19 protein-coding genes are annotated in these 21990 nt (G+C 50.7%); 16 read left to right on the top strand and 3 right to left on the bottom strand.

The annotated features are described in order from the left end of the window. The first annotated feature begins 7 nt into the window (after positions 1 to 7). From B5F07_RS04275 to B5F07_RS04305, 7 genes are all read left to right on the top strand, one after another. Positions 8 to 886, top strand: a complete 879-nt coding sequence (locus B5F07_RS04275) for a carbohydrate ABC transporter permease (protein WP_087160053.1) — start codon at positions 8 to 10, stop codon at positions 884 to 886. Positions 887 to 908: 22 nt separating this feature from the next. Then, on the top strand, positions 909 to 2636 hold the full coding sequence (locus B5F07_RS04280; RefSeq protein ID WP_087160054.1) for an extracellular solute-binding protein: 1728 nt from the start codon (positions 909 to 911) through the stop codon (positions 2634 to 2636). Between the two features lie 52 nt (positions 2637 to 2688). Continuing rightward, entirely contained in the window at positions 2689 to 4722 is a 2034-nt protein-coding gene (locus tag B5F07_RS04285; RefSeq protein ID WP_087160055.1) for a beta-galactosidase, read from the top strand. Between the two features lie 12 nt (positions 4723 to 4734). Continuing rightward, positions 4735 to 7395, top strand: coding sequence for an exo-rhamnogalacturonan lyase family protein (locus tag B5F07_RS04290; protein ID WP_087160056.1), 2661 nt, complete (start codon positions 4735 to 4737; stop codon positions 7393 to 7395). Between the two features lie 150 nt (positions 7396 to 7545). Beyond that, positions 7546 to 8286 carry a polysaccharide deacetylase family protein gene (locus tag B5F07_RS04295; RefSeq protein ID WP_242972429.1) on the top strand — a complete coding sequence of 247 codons (741 nt, stop codon included), beginning with the start codon at positions 7546 to 7548 and terminating at the stop codon, positions 8284 to 8286. 75 nt (positions 8287 to 8361) lie between these two features. After that, the gene (locus B5F07_RS04300) at positions 8362 to 9099 is read left to right on the top strand and encodes a tRNA threonylcarbamoyladenosine dehydratase (protein ID WP_087160057.1); all 738 of its coding nucleotides are present in this window, start codon (positions 8362 to 8364) and stop codon (positions 9097 to 9099) included. Positions 9100 to 9102: 3 nt separating this feature from the next. Then, positions 9103 to 10419 (top strand): replication-associated recombination protein A, encoded by a 1317-nt coding sequence (locus tag B5F07_RS04305; RefSeq protein WP_087160058.1) that lies wholly within the window; start codon positions 9103 to 9105, stop codon positions 10417 to 10419. On the opposite strand, the gene B5F07_RS04310 is transcribed toward B5F07_RS04305, so the two are convergent. The 3 genes from B5F07_RS04310 to B5F07_RS04320 are packed head-to-tail and all read right to left on the bottom strand — an operon-like array spanning position 10396 to position 12999. Continuing rightward, positions 10396 to 10908 carry a DUF4364 family protein gene (locus B5F07_RS04310; protein WP_087160059.1) on the bottom strand — a complete coding sequence of 171 codons (513 nt, stop codon included), beginning with the start codon at positions 10906 to 10908 and terminating at the stop codon, positions 10396 to 10398. The two genes, B5F07_RS04305 and B5F07_RS04310, sit on opposite strands and share 24 nt — an antisense overlap. Further along, positions 10901 to 11851 carry a TIGR01212 family radical SAM protein gene (locus tag B5F07_RS04315; protein WP_087160060.1) on the bottom strand — a complete coding sequence of 317 codons (951 nt, stop codon included), beginning with the start codon at positions 11849 to 11851 and terminating at the stop codon, positions 10901 to 10903. Before B5F07_RS04315 ends, B5F07_RS04310 begins: the two co-directional genes overlap by 8 nt. Beyond that, a complete protein-coding gene (locus tag B5F07_RS04320; protein WP_087160061.1) occupies positions 11851 to 12999 on the bottom strand; it encodes an NAD(P)-dependent malic enzyme in 1149 nt (382 codons plus the stop codon). Before B5F07_RS04320 ends, B5F07_RS04315 begins: the two co-directional genes overlap by 1 nt. 223 nt (positions 13000 to 13222) lie before the next feature. Between B5F07_RS04320 and rho the strand changes: the two genes are divergently transcribed. The 9 genes from rho to B5F07_RS04365 all read left to right on the top strand — a co-directional run bounded on the left by rho (position 13223) and on the right by B5F07_RS04365 (position 21931). Next, positions 13223 to 14725, top strand: a complete 1503-nt coding sequence (gene rho, locus B5F07_RS04325) for a transcription termination factor Rho (protein ID WP_087160062.1) — start codon at positions 13223 to 13225, stop codon at positions 14723 to 14725. A 91-nt stretch (positions 14726 to 14816) separates the two neighbouring features. After that, positions 14817 to 15017, top strand: a complete 201-nt coding sequence (rpmE, locus tag B5F07_RS04330; protein WP_004079233.1) for a 50S ribosomal protein L31 — start codon at positions 14817 to 14819, stop codon at positions 15015 to 15017. A gap of 65 nt (positions 15018 to 15082) precedes the next feature. Continuing rightward, the gene (locus B5F07_RS04335; RefSeq protein WP_087160063.1) at positions 15083 to 16000 is read left to right on the top strand and encodes a DUF1385 domain-containing protein; all 918 of its coding nucleotides are present in this window, start codon (positions 15083 to 15085) and stop codon (positions 15998 to 16000) included. Continuing rightward, positions 16000 to 16947 (top strand): peptide chain release factor N(5)-glutamine methyltransferase, encoded by a 948-nt coding sequence (prmC, locus tag B5F07_RS04340; protein ID WP_087160064.1) that lies wholly within the window; start codon positions 16000 to 16002, stop codon positions 16945 to 16947. Before B5F07_RS04335 ends, prmC begins: the two co-directional genes overlap by 1 nt. A gap of 93 nt (positions 16948 to 17040) precedes the next feature. Then, positions 17041 to 18111, top strand: a complete 1071-nt coding sequence (prfA, locus tag B5F07_RS04345) for a peptide chain release factor 1 (protein WP_087160065.1) — start codon at positions 17041 to 17043, stop codon at positions 18109 to 18111. A gap of 6 nt (positions 18112 to 18117) precedes the next feature. Beyond that, on the top strand, positions 18118 to 19047 hold the full coding sequence (locus B5F07_RS04350; RefSeq protein WP_087160066.1) for a DUF2156 domain-containing protein: 930 nt from the start codon (positions 18118 to 18120) through the stop codon (positions 19045 to 19047). Between the two features lie 17 nt (positions 19048 to 19064). Beyond that, the gene (locus B5F07_RS04355; RefSeq protein ID WP_087160067.1) at positions 19065 to 20255 is read left to right on the top strand and encodes a pyridoxal phosphate-dependent aminotransferase; all 1191 of its coding nucleotides are present in this window, start codon (positions 19065 to 19067) and stop codon (positions 20253 to 20255) included. A gap of 80 nt (positions 20256 to 20335) precedes the next feature. Continuing rightward, positions 20336 to 21391, top strand: coding sequence for a histidinol-phosphate transaminase (hisC, locus tag B5F07_RS04360; RefSeq protein WP_087160068.1), 1056 nt, complete (start codon positions 20336 to 20338; stop codon positions 21389 to 21391). A gap of 81 nt (positions 21392 to 21472) precedes the next feature. Continuing rightward, the gene (locus tag B5F07_RS04365; protein WP_087160069.1) at positions 21473 to 21931 is read left to right on the top strand and encodes a hypothetical protein; all 459 of its coding nucleotides are present in this window, start codon (positions 21473 to 21475) and stop codon (positions 21929 to 21931) included. Positions 21932 to 21990: the final 59 nt, after the last annotated feature.

The raw sequence follows: 21990 nt of genomic DNA on the forward strand, positions 1-21990 counted from the left end.
GGACGCAATGTATAGGAAAAAGCATTTAAGTGATAAAACTGCAGATTTCATTCTGTATCTTGTTTTCATAATTATTGCATTGATCTGTATCTTTCCGTTTTACTATCTGCTGATCTGCACCATCAGTGACAGCAAGGCGGTTGACCTGGGACAGGTATTATTTCTGCCGAAGAATGTTACGTTCCGGAATTATATCGAAGTTTTCCAGGTGCAGAATCTCTTCCAGTCATTTCTTGTGACGGTGGCGAGAACGCTTATCGGAACCGTAGGAGGAGTTCTGGCTTCCGCATATGTGGCGTATTTTTTCACAAAAGAGAATATGTGGGGGAGAAAGTTCTGGTATCGGTTTACGATTGTGACCATGTATTTTTCCGCAGGAATCATTCCGGTTTATCTGAATATGCGTATGCTGGGACTTCTGAATAATTTCTGGGTTTATGTGATACCATCGCTTGTCAATGTCTACAACATGATACTGATCAAGACTTCGATTGAATCCATGCCTGCGGAGCTGGAAGAGTCGGCTTATCTTGACGGAGCAGGATATTTTACCCGGTTTTTACGGGTTGTCCTGCCCCTGCAGAAACCGATCCTGGCTACGGTCGCTCTCTTCAGTGCGGTATCGCACTGGAACGATTTCTTTTCGACCAAGCTTTATATTACGGACACAAGCCTGTATACATTACAGTTCCAGTTATATGAATTCTTAAGTCAGATCAGTTCGGCGGCGGAACAGCTTAATACCGCAGATGCTCTTACGTCAATTACACCGACGGGGATCCGGCTTACGCTTACGGCAATTGTTATTGTTCCAATCATATTGGTTTATCCGTTTATACAAAAATACTATGTAAAGGGAATCATGATCGGAGCAGTAAAAGGATAATATTATTTCAAGGAGGAAAAGGATGAAAACAAAAGCAGCAAAAAGAGTATTGTCAGCAGCACTTACAGCAGTGATCACTGCATCAGCAGTAATCGGATGTGCAGGTCAGGGAGATTCGGAGCAGGAAAAAGGCGGCTCCGGCAGTTCCGCTCTGCCGACAATTACAATGTATCCGGCAAATGCCAGCCTTACAAGCGGACTTGTGGGGGGCCATAAGGGAGAGTTCTTTGCGGAGAACGGATTCAATCTTGAAGTATGGGCTCATTCTGACGAGAGAACCAACGCGATTTTATCAAGTGGAGACCTTCCGGATATTATGTATGTGCCGAAAGAGAATCTGAATGACATGATTGAGGGCGGCATGCTCTTAAATCTGGATGATTATATGGACCAGCTCCCGAACGTGACGGACAACGAGAAAATGGATGTGGCCCTGAACTATATCAGAACTTATAACAGTGCGGATACAGGCTCTCTCTATTGTCTGCCCCTGAATGTGGGTGATCTGATCACGGTATATGGCTTTAATGACCAGACAGAAAGAAATGCACTGAAACTGCTCTGGGAGCAGTTCGAAGACATCGGAGCGCCTGAGATCGAGAACTTCGACGATCTTCTTGATGTGATGGAAGAAATGATGGCTGCATCTCCGGAGGATGAAGCGGGGAACCCGTTCTATGGAACTGTGCTGAACAGCGGTTCCGACACCGATTATTTTGCGGGAGTAACCCTCTATTACCGCTGGCAGGGATATGACACGGCACTGCTTGGCTATCTGCTTGAGGAAGATATGGTAAACGGAACAGTCAGCTCAATTCTCAGTACTGACAGCAAATACTATGAGGCGCTGAAGTGGCTGAATGAGGCCTATACCCGCGGCCTTCTTGATCCTGACAGCATTAACACGGACCGCCAGTCCATGTGGAATAAGACTGCGAACCACGTAATGGTTCCGTCAGGAACGCTTCCGGGATGGGCAGACGGCGGATACTATCAGTATCTTGTTCCGGGAACAAAGATTTACTTTAACGGTACATCCACGTATGGAAACGGCGACTATGTTATTGCCATAAGTGCAGAGACGGAACATGTGGAAGAGTGTCTGACACTTCTCAACCTGTTTAATGATCCTGATGCCATCTTCCGGATTCTCAACGGACCTGCAGGAGAGGGGAATATTTATACGATTGAAGGCGATGTGATCAGTCTTACCGATGAGTATCTGGACTGGTATGAAAATACGGACCACAGCGAAGCATTCACTTTGGCAAGCGGCGAGCAGGAATCTTTCTGGAATACAAGCTTCTGTGTAAATACCGGAGAACTTCTTTCCTACAAGGATTCGGAAGGTAACTACAGAACCCAGAGACTGGAAGGATTCCAGGAGCTCAAGGATATTGCTGCTGAAAATGCAACATATAAGACATGGCAGGAAACAACCGGCCATACGGACTGGATGGAGTGGCTCGAGTCAGAAGGCGCACTTGTAACAGAAAGCGATCTGAATAATATCAGTACTTTTGCAGCTATACCGGATGATACGATGAAGCTTACAATCTCCGCTATCAAGGATACGGTTGTGAATGCAAGCTGGCAGATGGTATACGCTCAGTCAGATGAAGAATTTGAGCAGGTCTGGAACAGCATGGTTTCCGATGCCGAGGAGCTTGGCGCAGAAGAAGTGATCGAGTGGAAACTGGCGGATATTGATAACGCAAAACAGCTTCGTGACGCTCTTGCCACGGAATAAGGGCAAATGAATGAAAATGAATACATGAATTTAGTGAGGACAGAGGACAGTTATGACAGGAAATGCTAAGGGAAAGAAAATCTTATATGGCGGCGACTATAATCCGGAGCAATGGCCTGAGGATACATGGGAAGGCGATCTGAAACTTTTAAAGAAAGCACATATCAATATTCTTACACTTAATGTGTTCAGCTGGGGACTGCTTCAGCCAAAAGAGGATGAGTATGACTTTACCATGTTGGACAAAATAATGGCACTTGTAAAAAAATATGATTTCAAGGTATTTATGGCAACTTCAACAGGAGCACATCCGGCGTGGATGCCGAAAAAATACCCGGATACTGTCCGGGCAGAGTCAAACGGTCTCAGGAGGAAATATGGCAGACGTCACTCTCTTTGCCCTAACAGTTCCAATTACAGAAAATTTTCAGCCGCTCTCGCCGGGGAGCTGGCAAAAAGATATGCGGGCTACGATAATATCGTAGCCTGGCATGTCAATAATGAATATACTGGCATGTGCTTTTGCGAGAACTGCGAAAAAGCATTCCGTATCTGGCTGAAAGACAGGTATCAGACAATAGAGAACGTGAATAAAGCATGGAATGCGAACTTCTGGAGTCATACATATCATGAGTTTGATGAAATTGTTGTTCCGGGTGCTCTTTCTGAGGCACATATGAGATGGGGCAAAATGAAGTCGTTCTTCCAGGGGCTTTCCCTCGATTATTCCAGGTTTATGTCTGACAGCTTTCTTGAATGTTTCCTGGCGGAGAAAGAAGCAATCCGGAAATATTCAAAAGACGTTCCGGTGACAACAAATTTCCAGGGAATCATCAAGCAGCTTGATATGCATAAGTGGGCAAAACACCTGGACGTGGTCGGTTGGGATAATTATCCCGGATATAAAGAAGAACCGGCGGCGGTGGGATTCCGGCATGAAATCGTATACGGACTTCAGGATGGCAGGCCCTTTGCTCTGATGGAGCAGTCCCCGGGTGTAAATAACTGGGACGAATACTGCAGGCTGAAGCGCCCGGGCGTTATGCGCCTCTGGAGCTATCAGGCACTTGCGCACGGCTCCGACACGGTTATGTTTTTCCAGATGAAGAGAAGCGTCGGCTCCTGTGAAAAATTCCACGGGGCAGTGATTGACCACTGCGGAAGAGATGATACAAGAGTTTTCCGGGAAGTTGCAGACCTTGGAGATGAACTTGAGAACAGGCTGAAAGGAGAGATCCTGGGCGCCCGGACCAGATCAGACGTGGCGATTATCTTCGACTGGGAGAACTGGTGGGCAGCTGAGTATTCGGCAGGACCATCCTCGCACATAGACTACATGGCCGAGACAGTCAGATTTTATAAAGGGCTCTTCAAAGGAAATATCAGTGTTGATGTGATAGGGACGGATGCGGATTTCTCAAAATATAAACTGATTATTGCGCCGATGCTGTACATGAACAAGAATGGTTTTGATGAGAAGCTGCGAAACTATATCAGGGAAGGCGGAAATTTTGTGACGTCCTTTTTCAGCGGCTATGTAGATGAAAATGATAATATAATTACCGGTGGCTATCCCGGAAAATGGAGAGATTTTATGGGACTGTGGATCGAGGAATCGGATGCACTTCCGCCGGAGGAAAAGAATTTCTTTACCTATAAGGGAAAAACATATGAAGCCGGATTTATCTGTGACCTTTTAAGACTGGAAGGGGCGGAAAGCCTTGCAGTGTATGGAAGAGATTTCTACAAAGGCGTGCCTGTTCTGGCGAGAAACAGGTTTGGAAAAGGAAATACCTGGCATGTAGGGGCGAGAGCAGATGATGATTTTTACAGAGATTTCCTGAAAGATATCTGTATGGAACTGGAAATCCGGCCGATATCCGCGGCAGCGCCTGAAAACCTGGAGGTCACGGTAAGAGAGAATGACAATGGCAGGTTTATTTTTCTGTTGAACCATGACAGCAACGAGATCTGTTTTGAATCAGATATGACAGGAGTGGATATGCTCAGCGGGAATCAGATCACTGCAGGGAAAGCGATGACAATTCCGGGTTACGGAGTAGTTGTGTTAAAGCAGAACAGGTAAAGGAATATTGCTATGAAGATACATTTACTGGAAAACAGGACAATATCCGGCTATACAACATTCGGGAGCGTCTACAGGAAGGGAGAGGTTTCCGGTGACAGCCGGTTTGCTTTGAAAGACTCTTCAGGGGGAAATGTGCCGGTGCAGACAAGGATCTCTGCATACTGGCCTGATGGAAGTGTAAAATGGGCGGCGCATACGGCAGATTCAAAGCTGCTCGGAAGGACTGGGGTGTTGGAACCAGCCGGGATAACAGCAGCTGTTCCATGTACGGAGTATCCTGCTTCGATAACTCTGAACGAACATGAAAACGGATTTACGATTGATACAGGAAAAATACAGGTGGAAGTTCCGCGCAACAGCGGGGCTTCTGCTTCTCCGTTAATGAGAATCCGTTCCTGTTCCGGGAAGGCGGGGGATACAGAGGTGTATCCTGTTTTCAGACTGGAACAGAGAATATCCGGTGATGGTTCCGAAAAGATCCTGCGGGAAGAATATCCCGGGGCAGCGGAGGAGATAACGCTCCTTGAAGCAGGTCCCCTGCAGGTGGTTGTCCGTCTGAAAGGTCCATATAAGAGCAGAACCACAGAACACAGAAGCATGCAGTGGATTATCTATGCATATCTGTGGGCCGGAAGCGAGGAAATCAAATTTGTACATACCTTTCTTTATGACGGTGATGCCGACAGAGATTTTATCAACGGCTTCGGTATCCGCCTGCTGACACACCTTTCGGGAAAACCATACAACAGACATGTGAAATTCGGAACCGGCGAAGGGGTATTCCATGAGACAGCACAGAGTCTGTTTTCATGCAGCCCCCGGCTTCCCGACAGTGTGTTTGAGGCACAGATGCAGGGAGCGCTCTCTTTTGGAGAGTACGATGAAATGGCTGATGAGGCATCCAAAGATCTGCCGGTGTGGAATGAGTATGTACTTGCCCAGAACAGCATATCTGACTATTTCATAAAAAAGAGAACCTGCGGTGAGTGCTGCTATCTTGACAGCGACCATGGATTGCGGGCACAAGGGACGGTATCCGTTACGGGAGAAAAGGGCGGAATTGCGGCAGGAATAAAGGATTTCCGGCAGAAATACCCGGGAGCGGTTCAGGTAAGAAACCTTGCGGGGGATTCAGCGGAGACCACGCTGTGGTTCTACTCTCCCTTTACAGAGAGCTATGATCTGAGACACTATGACAGACGGAGTTATGTAAAGACCCTGTATGAAGGATATGATTTTGTTCAGGCGAGCCCATACGGTATAGGAGTGACAAGTGAATGCAGGGTGAAGTTGGTGGGGTGTCTGCCACGGAATGAGGAGATAAAAAAATTCGGCAGGGAAGTGCAGAGACCTCCGGTCTATGCTGCTGATCCGGAATATTATTATGCGAAACGTGCGTTTGGCTTCTGGAGCCTGAAGCAGACGGACACAGAAGTTGAAGAAGAAATAGAAGACCAGTTAAGGCGAGCTGTCCGGTTTTATGAAGATGAGATCAGGCAAAGACAGTGGTACGGGCTGTTTGACTACGGGGACGTCATGCACAAATACGATCCAGTGCGGCACAGATGGAGATATGACATGGGTGGATTTGCCTGGCAGAATACGGAGCTGGTTCCAACTTACTGGCTGTGGATTTCTTTCCTGAGAAGCGGAGAAAGTGATATTTTTGATATTGCAGAAGCCATGACGAGACACTGCAGTGAAGTTGATATGTATCACATAGGACCGCTGAAAGGAATCGGCACAAGACACAATGTAAGGCACTGGGGATGTCCGTGTAAAGAGCCCAGAATCAGTATGGCGGGACACCACCGGTTTTTCTACTATCTTACGGGAGACTACCGGATTAGGGACGTGATGCGTGACAGCGCAGACGCAGAACGGTCAATGAGGAATCTCAGGACAGCGGTAGTTGAAAAGTCGAAAACGGATGGGAAAGAGAAAGTGTTAATCAGGAGCGGCCCCGACTGGACAAGTTTTGTCTGTAACTGGATGACGGCATATGAGCAGACACTGGATCAGACATATCTGCAGAAAATCCTCAACGGTATCGACGATATCTGCAGAATGCCTTTCGGTCTGGCGTCCGGACCCGAATTCCTCTTGGATGAGGAGAACGGACATCTGGAATATACAGGTGAACATGAGGAATCCATTAACATGCACCTGCAGGTGTGCCAGGGCGGGACGCATATCTGGCTAGAACTTATGGATATGCTGGATGGTTATTCTGATTATGGAACAAGATTTGCAAAGCTTCTTGCAGAGTACGGAAAGTTCTATATGCTTTCACCGGAAGAAAAAAGAAAAGCCACCAATGGGCTGATCGACCGCAGACCTTTCTCGTTTCCTTATTTTGCGTCCGGGCTCGCAGCATTTTCTTCCGCATTTTACAAAGATGAACAACTGGCGGGGAAGGTACTGGGGAAGATTTTTTCTGTATTATATTCTCCATCCGATTATTCGGGATTCAGAAAAGAAAAATATATGGCTGCCGAAAACGGGATGGACAGGTATGAAATCCCATGGATAAGCACTAATATGGTTTCCCAGTGGTCGCTGAATATGATACTGGTTATGGAGTTCCTGAAAGAAAAGCTTCCGAAGTCATCAAAGGAACTGAAAGAAATTGTGTCATCAGCAGAAGCAGAAAGTTATAAAAAAGGATAAGAATAAGAGTAATCAAGCCTCCGGATCTGTCAGAGTCCGGAGGTTTTGCTGTTGGATTCTGCTTCTTTCGAGAAGGATATGACTCAAAGGAATCGGGGACATTCCATTTGGCATATAATTTGGTTGAAAATAAAAAAGGTGGAAAATACCGTGAAAAAGAGCAGTACGACTCTGAAAAAACAGATGCAGGCTCTCGGGTTGGTTCTCCTGCTCTGGATATGGCCATTGACAGACAGTTTTATTCCGCGGGAGATATCGAAAGATGTGTCAGGGACAGGGAAGGCAGGAACAGAAATTTCAGAGGCGGATGAAGCCGGAGCAGAAGTTCCTGTGCGCCCTATGGTCGCCCTGACCTTCGATGACGGACCGAATGCGGAATACACAGAGCAGCTTCTGGACGGACTCCTCAAGCGGGATGTGAAGGCGACCTTCTTTGTCATCGGCGTGAACATTGAGAAAGAGGGGAATGAGAAGATCATCCGGCGGATGTATGAGGAGGGGCATCTGATCGGCAACCACACCTACCATCATGTAAACCTGGCGAACCTGAGCTATGAAGATATGGAACGGGAGATCCGGATGACGGACGATCTGGTACGGGAGATCACAGGGGAGGAGCCGTTCCTGGTGCGTCCGCCTTTCGGATCTTTTCCCGAATGCGCGGAGGAAGAAGATAAGCTGTACGTGAAATGGACGGTGGATTCCGGGGACTGGTCTCTGAAAAATACGCAGGAAATTGTGCGAAGGGTAGTGACGGATGTGGAAGAAAATGATATGATTCTCATGCATGACTGTTATGAGACATCCGTGGAAGCAGCCCTGCAGATCGTTGACATACTACAGGCAGAAGGTTACGAGTTCGTCACTGCGGACCGGCTGCTGATGGACTGACAGCATCCGGTCCGCAGTACGGCGGAACAGGCGGTTGTCCCGGCAGGAACAAAAAGCAGTGACAGGAGAAGTAAGATGACAGTAAATGAATTTTCCAGGACAGAGATGCTTCTGGGGACAGAGGGGATGGAACGGCTTGAGAGGGCGTCTGTCCTCGTGTTCGGCGTGGGCGGCGTGGGGAGCCACTGTATCGAGGCGCTGGCGAGAAGCGGCGTGGGCAGGCTCATCCTTGTAGACAGCGATGTGGTGTCGGTGACGAATATCAACCGCCAGTCCATCGCGCTCCACAGTACAGTGGGGCGATATAAAACAGAAGTGATGAAGGAGAAGATCCGTGATATCAGCCCCCGGATCAGGGTGGAGATACAGAATGTGTTTGTGCTGCCGGAGAACATCGGTGAGATCATGGACTGCGGTGCAGACTATGTGGTGGATGCGGTGGACACGGTAACTGCGAAGATTGCCATTGTGGAAGAGTGCCGGAAGCGGGGGATTCCCCTGATCAGCAGCATGGGTACGGGAAACAAGCTGCACCCGGAGCTTTTTGAGATTACTGATCTCTCAAAGACAAGTGTATGCCCCCTCTGCCGGGTGATGAGAAGAGAGTTAAAGCAGCGGGGCATTTACAGCCTGAAAGTGCTCTATTCCAAAGAGAAGCCGCTGACGGTAAAAGAAGGGACGGAAGAGCCGCCTGAAGGACGCCGCGCCGTGCCCGGAAGCATCTCTTTTGTGCCTCCCGTGGCGGGGCTTCTGATCGCCGGGGAAGTGATCCGGGAACTCGCTTTGACAGAAATGACAGAGAAAGGAAGATAGAACATGGATCTGTTTGATTATATGAGAGAGGCGAACAGGGAGAAGGAAGCGCCTCTTGCCTCAAGAATGCGCCCTACCACGCTGGACGAGGTGGTAGGACAGCAGCACATTATCGGGAAGGACAGGCTTCTCTACCGCGCCATTAAGGCGGACAAGTTAAGTTCGGTGATTTTCTACGGACCGCCGGGAACCGGCAAGACCACCCTTGCCAAAGTGATTGCAAGTACCACGAGCGCGGAGTTTAAGCAGATCAATGCCACCGTGGCGGGGAAAAAGGATATGGAGGAGGTCGTGAAAGAGGCGAAGGACCTGCAGGGAATGTACGGGAGAAAGACGATCCTCTTTATCGATGAGATCCACCGTTTCAACAAGGGACAGCAGGATTATCTGCTCCCGTTTGTGGAGGACGGAACCATTATCCTGATCGGCGCCACCACGGAGAACCCTTACTTCGAGGTCAACGGAGCTCTGCTCTCCCGGTCCAGTATCTTTGAGCTGCAGCCTCTCTCCCAGGAGGATATCAAGGTTCTGATCCGGCGGGCGGTTACGGATACGGAGAAAGGAATGGGCAGTTTTCATGCGCAGATTGATGAGGATGCCCTGGAGTTTCTCTCCGATATGGCGGGGGGAGACGCAAGAAATGCCCTGAACGCCGTGGAGCTTGGTATCCTTACCACGGAGCGCAGCGCTGACGGTATCATCCATATTACTCTGGATGTGGCGTCCGAGTGCATCCAGAAGCGGGTGATCAACTATGACCGGCAGGGGGACAACCATTATGATATCATCTCTGCATTTATCAAGAGCATGAGGGGATCGGATCCGGATGCGGCGGTATTCTATCTGGCAAAAATGCTAAATGCCGGGGAGGATGTGAAGTTTATCGCCCGGCGCATCATGATCTGCGCCTCGGAAGATGTGGGGAATGCAGATCCCATGGCGCTGACCGTAGCGGTCTCGGCAGCTCAGGCGGCGGAGCGCATCGGCATGCCGGAGTCCCAGATCATCCTCTCCCAGGCGGCGACTTACGTGGCCTGCGCGCCCAAGAGCAATTCGGCTTCCCAGGCGATCTTTGCGGCAAACGAGGCGGTCCGGAAATACAGGACCACGGTTCCGGTTCACTTAAAAGACGCTCACTATAAAGGGGCGGCAAAGCTGGGGCATGGCACCGGGTACAAGTACGCCCACGATTACCCCGGGCATTATGTGAAGCAGCAGTATCTTCCGGACGAAATAAAAGACGCCAGATTCTACGAACCCGGCGTCCTCGGTTATGAAAAAAATATCAGAGAATACCTACAGGAGATCCGCGAGGATTGATGTGTAGATATCCTGGCTTTTGGCGTCCCAGTTGTTGGCGATGGATTCGGCCTCCTTCTCGGTCGGAACGGTAAGTTTCAGATCGATGAGGCTGTATCCGTTCTCCACAATCTGGCAGCGCACTTCAAATTCGCGGTTTGTGTTCAGATAATAGTCAGCTTTTACAGCCACTTCTTCTTTCAGATCATACTGTTTTTCCTTTAAAAAATCATCAATGTCCTGGCGGATTGCCGGGGAGATCTTATTGCTGAAGAAATGGATCGTCTCAGCCCCGTTTTCCGTGAGATGGTAGAGGGTCCGGTTATGGGTTGTCTCTGCTTTGAGAAGTCCGGAGTCGGTCAGCTCCGAGAGGGTCTCCTGAAGCCGGAAATAGGAGGTGTATCCCTTATCCAGTATAAATTCGGATATCTGCGAGGTCGCAAGAGGGAAATCCACTTTTTCAAGCATATACAGAACGATCAGTTTATACAGTGTAAATGTTTCAGCCATAATACTCCTTTCCCTGCCAGATGTCATTTTCCTTCAGATACTGGTTCAGTCGGTTTAAAACCGTGCGTTTTGCCCCGGTCCACGCAGGGGCGATGAGCAGGTCTTTCGGTCCGTCTCCGGTCAGCCGGTGGATGACGGTCTCCGGGTTAAGCCGGGCAATGCATGTCCCGAGCAGTTCGATATATTCTTCCATGTCAGGCACATGGAAAGGCGCCTTCCCGTATTCCCGGGCAAGATCTGTCCCCCGCAGTACGTGGAGAAGCTGCAGCTTGATTCCCTGGATGCCGGCGCGGTTCAGATAGTCAATGGTCCCGAGCATCTGTTCCCGGCTTTCTCCGGGGAGGAAGAGAATCACATGCACGATGACGGGGATTCCGGCAGCGCGCAGTCTCTTTACCGCTTCCTCAAAAACAGGCAGTTCATAGCCCCGGCGGATATAGCGGGCAGTGTCCGGGTGAATGGTCTGCAGTCCCAGCTCCACCCAGACCGGACGGATCCGGTTCAGGCGGGAGAGCAGCTCCATCACATCGTCGCCGAGACAGTCCGGGCGGGTGGCGATAGAGAGCACTTTCACCTCCGGATCATCCAGTGCCTCGGTAAAGATCCTTTCCAGATACGGCACCGGAGCGTAGGTGTTGGTAAACGCCTGAAAGTATGCAATGTAGGAGCGCACCGGACGCTTTGAGAGAAGATCGGCCTTCCCTTTCCGGAGCTGTTCCGTTATGGAGAGTGCGGCGTCCCCCGCAAAATCTCCGGATCCCGCGGCACTGCAGAAGATACAGCCGCCTCTTCCGATATGACCGTCCCGGTTGGGACAGGTCATGCCGCCGTTCAGTGTGATCTTGTAGACTTTCTCCCCGAATGTGTGTTTCAGGTAGTAATCCAGGGAATAGTACCGCTTTTCGCCCCAGCGCCTTTTATCTTCTGATTTCTCTTTCCCCATCAGATGAGTTCCCTGACTGCGCGGCTGACGGTCTCGGCAACCCTGGGATCGAAAGCCTCGGGGAGGATGTTGTTTTCATTCAAATCCTCGTCTGCCACAAGACCGGCGATGGCTTTGGCGGCAGCCAGCTTCATCTCTTCGGTAATCTGTGTGGCGCGTCCCTCCAGGGCTCCCTTGAAGATTCCCGGGAAAGCGACCACGTTGTTTACCTGGTTCGGGAAATCCGATCTTCCGGTACCGACAACTTTTGCGCCTGCCGCCTTTGCCAGATCCGGCATGATCTCCGGAACCGGGTTGGCCATGGCAAAGAGGATGGCGTCTTTATTCATGGAAGATACCATCTCCTGGGAAACGATGCCGGGAGCGGACACACCGATAAAGATATCCGCGCCTTTGAGGGCGTCGGCGAGGGTGCCGGTTCTGTGTTCCAGGTTGGTCACCTCTGCCATCTCTTTCTGCATCCAGTTCAGATTCGGGGAATCCGTGGAAATGATTCCGTTGATATCGCACATGGTAATGTGCGGGAAACCGTAGGTGAGGAGAAGCTTTGTGATTGCCACTCCGGCGGATCCGGCGCCGTTTACCACAACGCGGCAGTCCTCCTTCTTTTTCCCGGTCACTTTCAGGGCGTTGATGATTCCGGCGAGGACGACGATGGCGGTGCCGTGCTGGTCGTCATGGAATACCGGAATGTCAAGAAGCTCTTTTAAGCGTGTCTCGATCTCAAAGCACCGCGGTGCGGCGATGTCCTCCAGATTGATGCCGCCGAACGCCGGGGCGATGTTCACGACGGTGCGGATGATCTCCTCGGTATCCTGGGTGTCCAGGCAGATCGGAACCGCATTGACGCCGCCGAATTCCTTGAAGAGTACCGCTTTCCCTTCCATAACCGGCATGGCGGCAAGTGCGCCAATGTTGCCAAGGCCGAGGACGGCGCTCCCGTCGGAGACGACGGCAACCGTGTTGGCTTTCATGGTATATTTGTATGCAGCCTCCGGATCTTCTGCGATCACCTTACAGGGCTCCGCGACGCCGGGGGTATAGGCGATGGCAAGATCCTCCCTGGAGTTTACATGGGCCTTTGCTGTTGTCTCGATCTTACCGTTCCACTGTTCATGCATCTGCAACGCTTTTTCACTGTTCGTCATTTGCTTTACCTCACTTTTCGTCTCTTCTTCATTCCGTTATAATACCACTGATTTCTGTGGTTGACAAGAGGACGCTCTGCTTGTATAATAAGAACATATTTTGGTGCATATTTTCGATTTACGTCATTTCAGACGATAATTCCCGAAGCATTTAAAATGAAAAACGAACTGAATCAGTAAAGAAATAACAGCAGTCTTGTTTTGAACAGAAAGGATAGGTTTTATGACAAGAGAAAAGTATGAATCTCTGCCGCTGGCGACTCTGAAGGAACTGGCAAAAGCAAGAAAGATGAAAGGAATCTCCGGTCTGAAGAAAAGCGACCTGATTGACGCGATGCTGGCTCTTGACGAACAGGAAGCGCAGAAAGAAGCTCCTGCCGAGGAGAAAGAGGCAAAATCCGTCAAAGAGGCAAAAGAGGGAAAAGAGACAAAGGCAAAGAGAGAAAAGAAGACGGAGAAAGCCGAGAAGGAAGAGAAGCGCGAGGAGAAAAAGGACCGCGAAGAGAAGAGAGAAGGACGCGCGGACAGGCACGACCGGAGAGACGACAGAGAGAAGGATCACGATAAAGATAAGGAAGAGACCGATATCGAGCAGCTTGACAGCGGATATACGGCAAACGGTATCCTTGAGGTGCTTCAGGACGGCTACGGATTCATCCGCTGCGAGAATTATCTCCCCGGAGAAAATGACGTCTATGTATCGCCTTCCCAGATCCGCAGATTCGGTCTGAAAACCGGAGATATCCTTACGGGAAATACAAGGATCAAGACGCAGGGAGAGAAGTTCAGCGCTCTTTTGTATGTCTCAGCAATCAACGGACTCCGTCCGGCGGAGGCAATGAAGAGGAAGAATTTCGAGGACCTGACTCCGATCTTCCCGAATAAGAGGATCCGTCTGGAAACGCCGGGATGTACGACTGCAATGCGCATCGTGGATCTGGTATCCCCCATCGGAAAAGGACAGAGAGGTATGATCGTCTCCCCGCCGAAGGCCGGTAAGACGACGCTGTTAAAGGAAGTGGCGCTCTCTGTTCAGAAGAGAGAACCGGACATGCATCTGCTGATTCTGCTCATCGATGAGCGCCCGGAGGAGGTTACGGATATCCGGGAAGCCATCGCCGGCCCCAACGTGGAAGTGATCTACTCTACCTTCGACGAGCTGCCGGAACACCACAAGAGAGTGTCGGAGATGGTGATTGCCCGCGCGAAACGTCTTGTGGAACACGGCAAGGACGTAATGATCCTGCTGGACAGTATTACAAGGCTTGCAAGAGCATATAACCTTACCGTTCCGCCGTCAGGAAGAACTCTCTCCGGAGGTCTTGACCCGGCTGCTCTCTACAGCCCGAAGCGTTTCTTCGGTGCTGCAAGAAACATGCGCGAGGGCGGAAGCCTTACAATTCTCGCAACAGCTCTTGTGGATACGGGAAGCAAGATGGACGATGTGGTGTATGAGGAGTTCAAGGGAACCGGAAACATGGAACTGATGCTTGACCGCAAGCTCCAGGAGAAGAGAGTGTTCCCGGCGATCGATATCCCGAAGTCCGGTACGAGAAGAGACGACCTTCTCCTGACCAGGGAGGAACAGGAGGCGGCGGATATCATGCGCAGGGCGATGAACGGCATGAAGGCAGAGGAAGCAGTGGACAATCTTCTCAACATGTTTGCCCGCACGAAAACCAACGCTGAACTCGTCCATCAGATCATAAGACAGAAGTTTATCTAAAAAAGTATTGCAAATAGATATAACTTATGATACAATTTAAAAGCTGTTTAGAAATGATAATTAGTAATTTTGAAATAGAGAGGTGAAAATCATGCGCGAAGGAATCCATCCGGAGTATCATCAGGCAACTGTAACCTGCAACTGCGGAAACACATTTGTGACAGGATCTACAAACAAGAGTATCCACGTAGAAATCTGCTCCAAGTGCCACCCGTTCTATACAGGTCAGCAGAAAGCGGCTCAGGCCCGTGGCCGTGTTGATAAGTTCAACAAAAAATACGGTATTAAATAAGAAAGATTTGCTGGAGGCTGAGGTGGTTGCATCTCAGCCTCTTCTACGTTTACACAGGAGGCAGTATGAAATCATCGAATATCGGCGGACAGGCTGTGCTGGAAGGAATCATGATGAGAAACGGCGGAAAATATTCCGTTGCAGTCCGCAAAACCGACGGAGAGATCGCTGTGGATATTCAGGATTACAAGAGCGTAATCCCCTGGAAGACGCCTCTTAGGATCCCTTTTATCCGGGGAATTTTCAATTTCATTGATTCCCTTGTGCTGGGGATGAAGACACTGATGTTTTCTGCCAGCTTTTTTGAGGATGATGAGGAGGAAGAGGTGGTCACGGCGGAAGAAGCCGCAAAGCGGGAGAAGCAGGACCGTCTGATTATGAATATCACGGTTGCTGTTTCGGTGGTGCTGGCTGCGGTAATTTTCATGGTTCTGCCGTATTTCTTGAGTACGGTTGTGGAAAGGTACACATCTTCGAGAATTATCATGACGGTTTTTGAGGGCATCATCCGAATGGTGATCTTTCTTCTCTATATCTTCTTTATATCAAGGATGAAGGATATCCGCAGGACTTTTATGTACCACGGCGCGGAACACAAGTGCATCAACTGTATCGAGCACGGACTGGAGCTGAACGTGGAAAATGTAAGGAAGAGTTCAAAGCAGCACAAGAGATGCGGAACCAGCTTCCTTTTCTTCGTCATGATTGTGAGTATTATCTTTTCCTTTTTTATCACTGCCCAGTCCCAGGTGCTCCGGGTACTTCTGAGGATCGCCCTGCTTCCCGTCATTGCGGGAGTCTCCTACGAGATCATCCGTCTGGCAGGCAACAGTGATAATCCCTTTGTCAATCTCCTGAGCAGACCGGGCATGTGGGTACAGAACATGACGACAAAGGAGCCGGACGACAGTATGATCGAAGTCGGGATCCGCGCCGTTGAGGAAGTCTTTGACTGGCGTACCTGGCAGAAGGAGAATCTGTGATGACCGCAGGTTTCCCCGCAGGCGGGGAAAAGCACCGGACGGGGCTGCCGGCAGTTCCGGGAGAGAAAACAGAAACGCTCAAAAGTGCCCTGAAAAAGGGGACTGACGTGCTGCAGCAGGCAGGAATCGCGGATGCGGATCTCGACGCCTGGTATCTTCTGGAGTATGTGACGGGGACAGACCGGGCACACTATCTGGCAGATCCCGACTGCATTATGGCGGAAGAAGATAAGGAAAAATATAAGAGCTGCATTTCCCGCAGGGCGGGACGGGTTCCCCTGCAGCATATTACCGGGGAACAGGAATTTATGGGCCTGTCATTCCATGTCAGCGAACATGTGCTGATCCCCAGGCAGGACACGGAGATTCTTGTGGAACAGGCACTGGGACTGCTGAAGCAGGGAGAGGTGCCGGTGGGAGGCTCCGCTCCCTTTACCGGCCGGATTTTAGATCTGTGTACCGGATCCGGGTGTATTCTGATCAGTATCCTTCACTGGGCACAGACGGCTCTGGAAGGAGTGGGTTCGGACATTTCCAGGGAAGCACTGGAGGTGGCGCAGGAGAATGCGCGGAATCTGGGACAGAAGAACGCAGAGTTCATCTGCTCGGATCTCTTTGAGAAAATCAGCGGGACGTTCGGGATGATTGTATCCAATCCGCCGTATATCCGCAGTGCAGAGATCCGGACTCTGGAAGATGAGGTGAAACTTCACGATCCCCTGCTGGCTCTGGACGGAAAAGAAGACGGCCTGTATTTCTACCGCAGGATTACGGATGAGGCGGGGGATTATCTGGAGCCGGGCGGTTATCTTCTCTTTGAGATCGGCTGCGACCAGGCGCAGGACGTGAAGAGTCTCATGGAGAAGGCAGGATTCGAGGAGACTGCGGTGGTGAAGGACCTGGCGGGGCTTGACCGGGTTGTACTGGGCCGCATGCCGTATCGGTAGTGCGTTCTGCATACCGGTGCCGTTCTGTCCGGTTCTCCGGAGAGATATTTTGGAAAAAGTTGTATTTAGATTCAGGAAGAGGAACGATAGAAAATGTTTGACAGATTAGACGATCTACTGATCCGTTATGAGGAACTGATGGGAGAGCTCCAGGAGCCGGATGTGGCGAATGATCCGGAGCGCTTCCGTAAACTGATGAAAGAGCAGAGCGATCTGGCTCCCATCATTGAAGCGTACAAAGAGTACAAGCAGTGCAGGCAGAACATTGAGGACAGCCTTGCCATGCTGGAAGAAGAATCCGATGAGGAAATGCGGGAACTGGCAAAAGAAGAGTTAAATGAGTCCCGCGCCAGAGTGGAAGAGCTGGAGCAGCAGCTCAAGATTCTTCTGCTTCCCAAGGACCCCAACGATGACAAGAACGTTATCGTGGAGATCCGTGCCGGCGCAGGCGGGGATGAAGCAGCGCTTTTCGCGGCGGAGATCTACCGCATGTATGTGCATTATGCGGACAGCAAGGGGTGGAAGACGGAGATGATCTCGCTCAATGAGAACGGGATCGGCGGTTTCAAAGAATGTGTGTTCATGATCTCCGGACAGGGCGCTTACTCCCGGCTGAAATATGAGAGCGGCGTCCACCGTGTACAGAGGGTCCCGGAGACCGAGAGCGGCGGAAGAATCCACACTTCCACGATCACTGTGGCGATTATGCCTGAGGCGGAGGAAGTGGATGTTGTGATCGACGAGAAAGATATCCGGATCGACGTGATGCGCGCCTCCGGAAACGGCGGACAGTGTGTCAACACAACAGACTCTGCGGTACGTCTGACCCACTATCCGACAGGCATTGTCATCTACAGCCAGACGGAGAAATCCCAGCTTCAGAACAAGGAGAAAGCCTTCCGGCTGCTCCGCTCCAAACTCTACGATCTGGAGCTTGAGAAGCAGCAGGCATCTGAGGCAGAGGCGAGAAGAAGCCAGATCGGTACCGGGGACCGGTCGGAGAAGATCCGCACATACAACTTCCCGCAGGGAAGGGTGACAGACCACAGAATCAAACTGACTCTGCACAAGCTTGACTCGGTCCTAAACGGGGATCTGGACGAGATTATCGACAGTCTGATCGCCGCGGACCAGACCGCAAAACTTGCAAAAATGGAGGATTGATAAAGTATGACAGAACCAGTGTTCAAACGGCCTGAACTGGAAGATAAGGAGTGCATCAGCCATTATTTCCGGGAATCGCCCAGCAGGAGCTGTGAGCGGACGTTCGTGAACGTATATCTCTGGTCAAGGTACTACAAAGTAAAATTCGCCGTTATCGAGAATACCCTTGTTTTCAGGAGCGAGGATGAGGGCACGGCGTTTTCCTATCCCGCCGGGGAGCCGGAAGATGTGAGGCGGGCGCTTGAATATCTGATGGCATACTGCAGGGAAAAAGGATGCCCGTTCGTTCTCTACAACGTGACACCGGAGTATTTTTCCCAGCTCGACGGATGGTATCCGGGACGTTTCCGGATCGAGTACGACCGGGATGTGGCGGACTATGTCTATGAGACAGAGAAACTGGCGACTCTGGCGGGCAAGAAGCTTCACGGAAAGAGAAACCATATCAACAAGTTTAAGACCCTCTATCCGGACTGGTGTTATGAGAGCATCGGGGAGGAGAACGTGGAGGAATGTTTCCAGATGGCGCTCAAGTGGCGGAACCAGAACGGGTGCGATGACGATTCGGAGAAAAATGCCGAGATGTGTGTGACTCTCAACTCGCTGCGGCTCTATAAAGAGCTCGGATTAAGAGGCGGCCTTCTGAGAGTGGGAGGCAGGATCGTGGCGTTTTCCCTGGGAGAACCCCTCTGCGATGATACTTTTGTCGTCCATATCGAGAAGGCATTCCCGGATGTGGAAGGGGCATATACGATGATCAACCAGCAGTTCGTGCAGCATGAATGCATGGATTATAAATACGTCAACCGTGAGGATGATACCGGAGCGGAAGGGCTCCGGAAAGCAAAACTTTCCTACCGTCCCGCATTTCTCGAGGAAAAGGGACTGGTGACGGAGACGGCGGAACCGGCACGGATGGAAGAAGAAAATAATTAAGAAATGGAGTGACAGAGATGATTTCAAAGAAAATGGAAAACATGGTGGCAAACAGCTCGGCAATCCGGGCAATGTTCGAGGAAGGTAACCGTCTGGCAAAGATCTACGGCGCGGAGAACGTCTATGATTTCAGCCTCGGGAACCCTAACGTTCCGGCGCCGGAATCGGTGAAGAAGGCGATTATCGATCTTCTGAACGAAGAAGATCCGGTCGTACTGCACGGCTATACGAACAGCAATGCCGGCTATGAGGATGTGCGCCAGGCAGTGGCAGAGTCTCTCAATGAGCGCTTCGGCACGAATTTTGCCGCACGCAATATCACGATGACCGTGGGCGCCGCAGGAGGGCTCAATGTGATCCTCAAGGCCCTGCTCAACCCGGGAGATGAAGTCATCGTCTTTGCTCCTTACTTTGGAGAGTACAGAAGCTATGTGAACAACTACGACGGCGTGATCGTGGAGATCTCTCCGGACACTGCCACTTTCCAACCGAAACTGGACGAGTTCGAGGCGAAGATCACCCCGAAGACAAGAGCGGTGATCGTGAATACGCCCAATAACCCGACGGGAGTGGTGTACTCGGAGGAGACCATTAAGAAGCTTGCGGCCATTCTGGAGGCAAAGCAGAATGAGTACGGTACGGATATCTATCTGATCTCCGACGAGCCTTACAGAGAGCTGGCTTACGACGGGGTGGAAGTTCCCTATCTGACGAAATATTACGCGAATACAGTTGTGGGATATTCCTACAGCAAGTCTCTGTCCCTGCCGGGCGAGCGGATCGGTTATCTGGTGATTCCGGATGAGGCGGCGGACAGCGAGAACCTGAATGCGGCTGCGAATGTGGCGACACGTATTCTCGGATTTGTCAACGCTCCAACACTTCAGCAGAAAGTGGTGAAGGCATGCCTGAACGAGAAGACCGATATCTCCTTCTATAACAGAAACCGGGAGACACTTTACAACGGGCTGAAAGAGCTGGGATTCGAGTGCATCAAGCCGGAGGGCGCTTTCTATCTGTTCGTTAAATCTCCGGTGGCAGACGAGAAAGAGTTCGTCGCGGCTGCGAAGAAGTACAATATCCTCATTGTTCCGGGAAGCTCTTTTGCATGCCCGGGGTATGTGCGTATCGCATACTGTGTATCCTATGAGACAATTGTGAACTCTCTGCCGAAATTTGCGGAGCTTGCGGCAGAATATAAAAAATAAGAACCGCCGGGCACTGCAGACCTGCCAGGGAAAACAGTGAACCGGAGCGGACACAGCAGACCAGAAAGGAACGAAAGACAGTGAGAGCAGAACTTTTAAAGAATATCCGTGCAGCAGAACCTTATGTGCCCGGGGAACAGCCCCGGAACAAGGTGATCAAACTGAATACAAACGAGAACCCCTATCCGCCGGCCCCGGGAGTCGGGCGCGTCCTCCGGGAGATGGATGCGGACTGTTTCCGACTCTATCCGGATCCCACTGCGGGAGACCTGGTAAACGCTCTGGCGGATTTCTACGGTGTGGGAGAAGATCAGGTATTTGTGGGCGTGGGCTCGGATGACGTGCTCTCCCTGTGTTTCCTTACCTTTTTCAATTCCGGCAGACCGGTGCTTTTCCCGGACATTACCTATTCTTTCTACAAGGTGTGGGCCGGACTTTACCGGATCCCGTACGAATGTCCGGAACTGGATGAGAATTTCCGGATCGTAAGAGAGGACTATTACCGTGAGAACGGAGGAATCATCTTCCCGAACCCGAATGCTCCGACGGCAATCTATGAAGAACTGGACTTTGTGGAGGATATTCTCTCCCACAACCGGGATTCCATCGTGATTGTGGATGAGGCATATGTTGATTTTGCAGGAAGGTCGGCCATGGAACTGATTGACAAATATGACAACCTGATTGTTGTACAGACATTTTCCAAGGCCCGCAGCATGGCAGGAATGCGGATCGGCTATGCAGTGTCCAATCCGGAACTGATCCGGTGCCTGAACAATGTAAAATACTCCTTCAATTCCTACACGATGAGCCAGGCTGCGATCGCCTGCGGCGTGGAGGCTGTAAAAGACCGCGAATATTTTGAGCAGGGAGTACGCAGAATAACAGAGACGCGGGAATGGGCAAAGGAAGAACTCGCAAAACTGGGATTCGTATTCCCGGATTCAAAGGCAAACTTTATCTTTGCCAGACATCCGGAGCATGACGCCGGAGAGCTTTTTGAAAAACTCCGGGCGGACGGTATCTTTGTCAGACACTGGAACGGGGAAAAGATCGGGCAGTATCTGAGAATTACCGTGGGAACCAGGGAGGAGATGCAGACACTGTTCGATTTCCTGAAAAAGGAGCTGGGATAAAAGACTCCCTCCTTTTCAAGCGTTGACAGCATAGAATGAAATCCGTATAATGAAAAGGAAGAAAATGAAGGGAAGTATTTTATGATTCAGAAAAACAGTGAAGAAAAACGTAATACGCTGTGGAGAGCGGTGATGAGCGTATCCTCGGTTCTCATTGTTATTATCGCCGTATTTTTCATTATCCGTCTCTTTACGGGCAATCCCATCGAGGGCACCTGGGTAAGTGAGGATAGCGGCGTGACCCTTGAGATCGGCGGAGACGGGAAGGCGACAGTGACGGGAACAGACGAAAACGGTGAGGAGTTCTCTGTCACGGCGGATTTCACAGTGGATAAAGATATAAAGACCTTTACCATATATGATGACGGTACAGAGCTGTCCCGGGAAGTGACGGACGAGTCGGAGAGCGCGGCGGACGGTACCGGGATCTTTGTGGATGCAGAGTCTCTTGCCGGCACATATGACTACAGTGTGGAGCAGGACAGGCTCACGCTGACCGAGCGGGAATACGGCGACTGGATGGTCTTTGAACGCAGATAATCCGGCTTCGGCGGGAAAGAATACGGAGGAATATAAGAGAGGAGGTTACCGGGCGAAGG

This window comes from Lachnoclostridium sp. An169, from assembly GCF_002160525.1.
GTDB classification, from domain to species: Bacteria; Bacillota; Clostridia; order Lachnospirales; family Lachnospiraceae; genus Mediterraneibacter; species Mediterraneibacter cottocaccae.

Excerpts from the sequence above, each read along its gene's own strand:
- B5F07_RS04275 (WP_087160053.1), top strand. The coding sequence starts at position 8 with ATGTATAGGAAAAAGCATTTAAGTGATAAAACTGCAGATTTCATTCTG.
- B5F07_RS04280 (WP_087160054.1), top strand. The coding sequence starts at position 909 with ATGAAAACAAAAGCAGCAAAAAGAGTATTGTCAGCAGCACTTACAGCA.
- B5F07_RS04285 (WP_087160055.1), top strand. The coding sequence starts at position 2,689 with ATGACAGGAAATGCTAAGGGAAAGAAAATCTTATATGGCGGCGACTAT.
- B5F07_RS04290 (WP_087160056.1), top strand. The coding sequence starts at position 4,735 with ATGAAGATACATTTACTGGAAAACAGGACAATATCCGGCTATACAACA.
- B5F07_RS04300 (WP_087160057.1), top strand. The coding sequence starts at position 8,362 with ATGACAGTAAATGAATTTTCCAGGACAGAGATGCTTCTGGGGACAGAG.
- B5F07_RS04305 (WP_087160058.1), top strand. The coding sequence starts at position 9,103 with ATGGATCTGTTTGATTATATGAGAGAGGCGAACAGGGAGAAGGAAGCG.
- B5F07_RS04310 (WP_087160059.1), bottom strand. The coding sequence starts at position 10,908 with ATGGCTGAAACATTTACACTGTATAAACTGATCGTTCTGTATATGCTT.
- B5F07_RS04315 (WP_087160060.1), bottom strand. The coding sequence starts at position 11,851 with ATGGGGAAAGAGAAATCAGAAGATAAAAGGCGCTGGGGCGAAAAGCGG.
- B5F07_RS04320 (WP_087160061.1), bottom strand. The coding sequence starts at position 12,999 with ATGACGAACAGTGAAAAAGCGTTGCAGATGCATGAACAGTGGAACGGT.
- rho (WP_087160062.1), top strand. The coding sequence starts at position 13,223 with ATGACAAGAGAAAAGTATGAATCTCTGCCGCTGGCGACTCTGAAGGAA.
- rpmE (WP_004079233.1), top strand. The coding sequence starts at position 14,817 with ATGCGCGAAGGAATCCATCCGGAGTATCATCAGGCAACTGTAACCTGC.
- B5F07_RS04335 (WP_087160063.1), top strand. The coding sequence starts at position 15,083 with ATGAAATCATCGAATATCGGCGGACAGGCTGTGCTGGAAGGAATCATG.
- prmC (WP_087160064.1), top strand. The coding sequence starts at position 16,000 with ATGACCGCAGGTTTCCCCGCAGGCGGGGAAAAGCACCGGACGGGGCTG.
- prfA (WP_087160065.1), top strand. The coding sequence starts at position 17,041 with ATGTTTGACAGATTAGACGATCTACTGATCCGTTATGAGGAACTGATG.
- B5F07_RS04350 (WP_087160066.1), top strand. The coding sequence starts at position 18,118 with ATGACAGAACCAGTGTTCAAACGGCCTGAACTGGAAGATAAGGAGTGC.
- B5F07_RS04355 (WP_087160067.1), top strand. The coding sequence starts at position 19,065 with ATGATTTCAAAGAAAATGGAAAACATGGTGGCAAACAGCTCGGCAATC.
- B5F07_RS04365 (WP_087160069.1), top strand. The coding sequence starts at position 21,473 with ATGATTCAGAAAAACAGTGAAGAAAAACGTAATACGCTGTGGAGAGCG.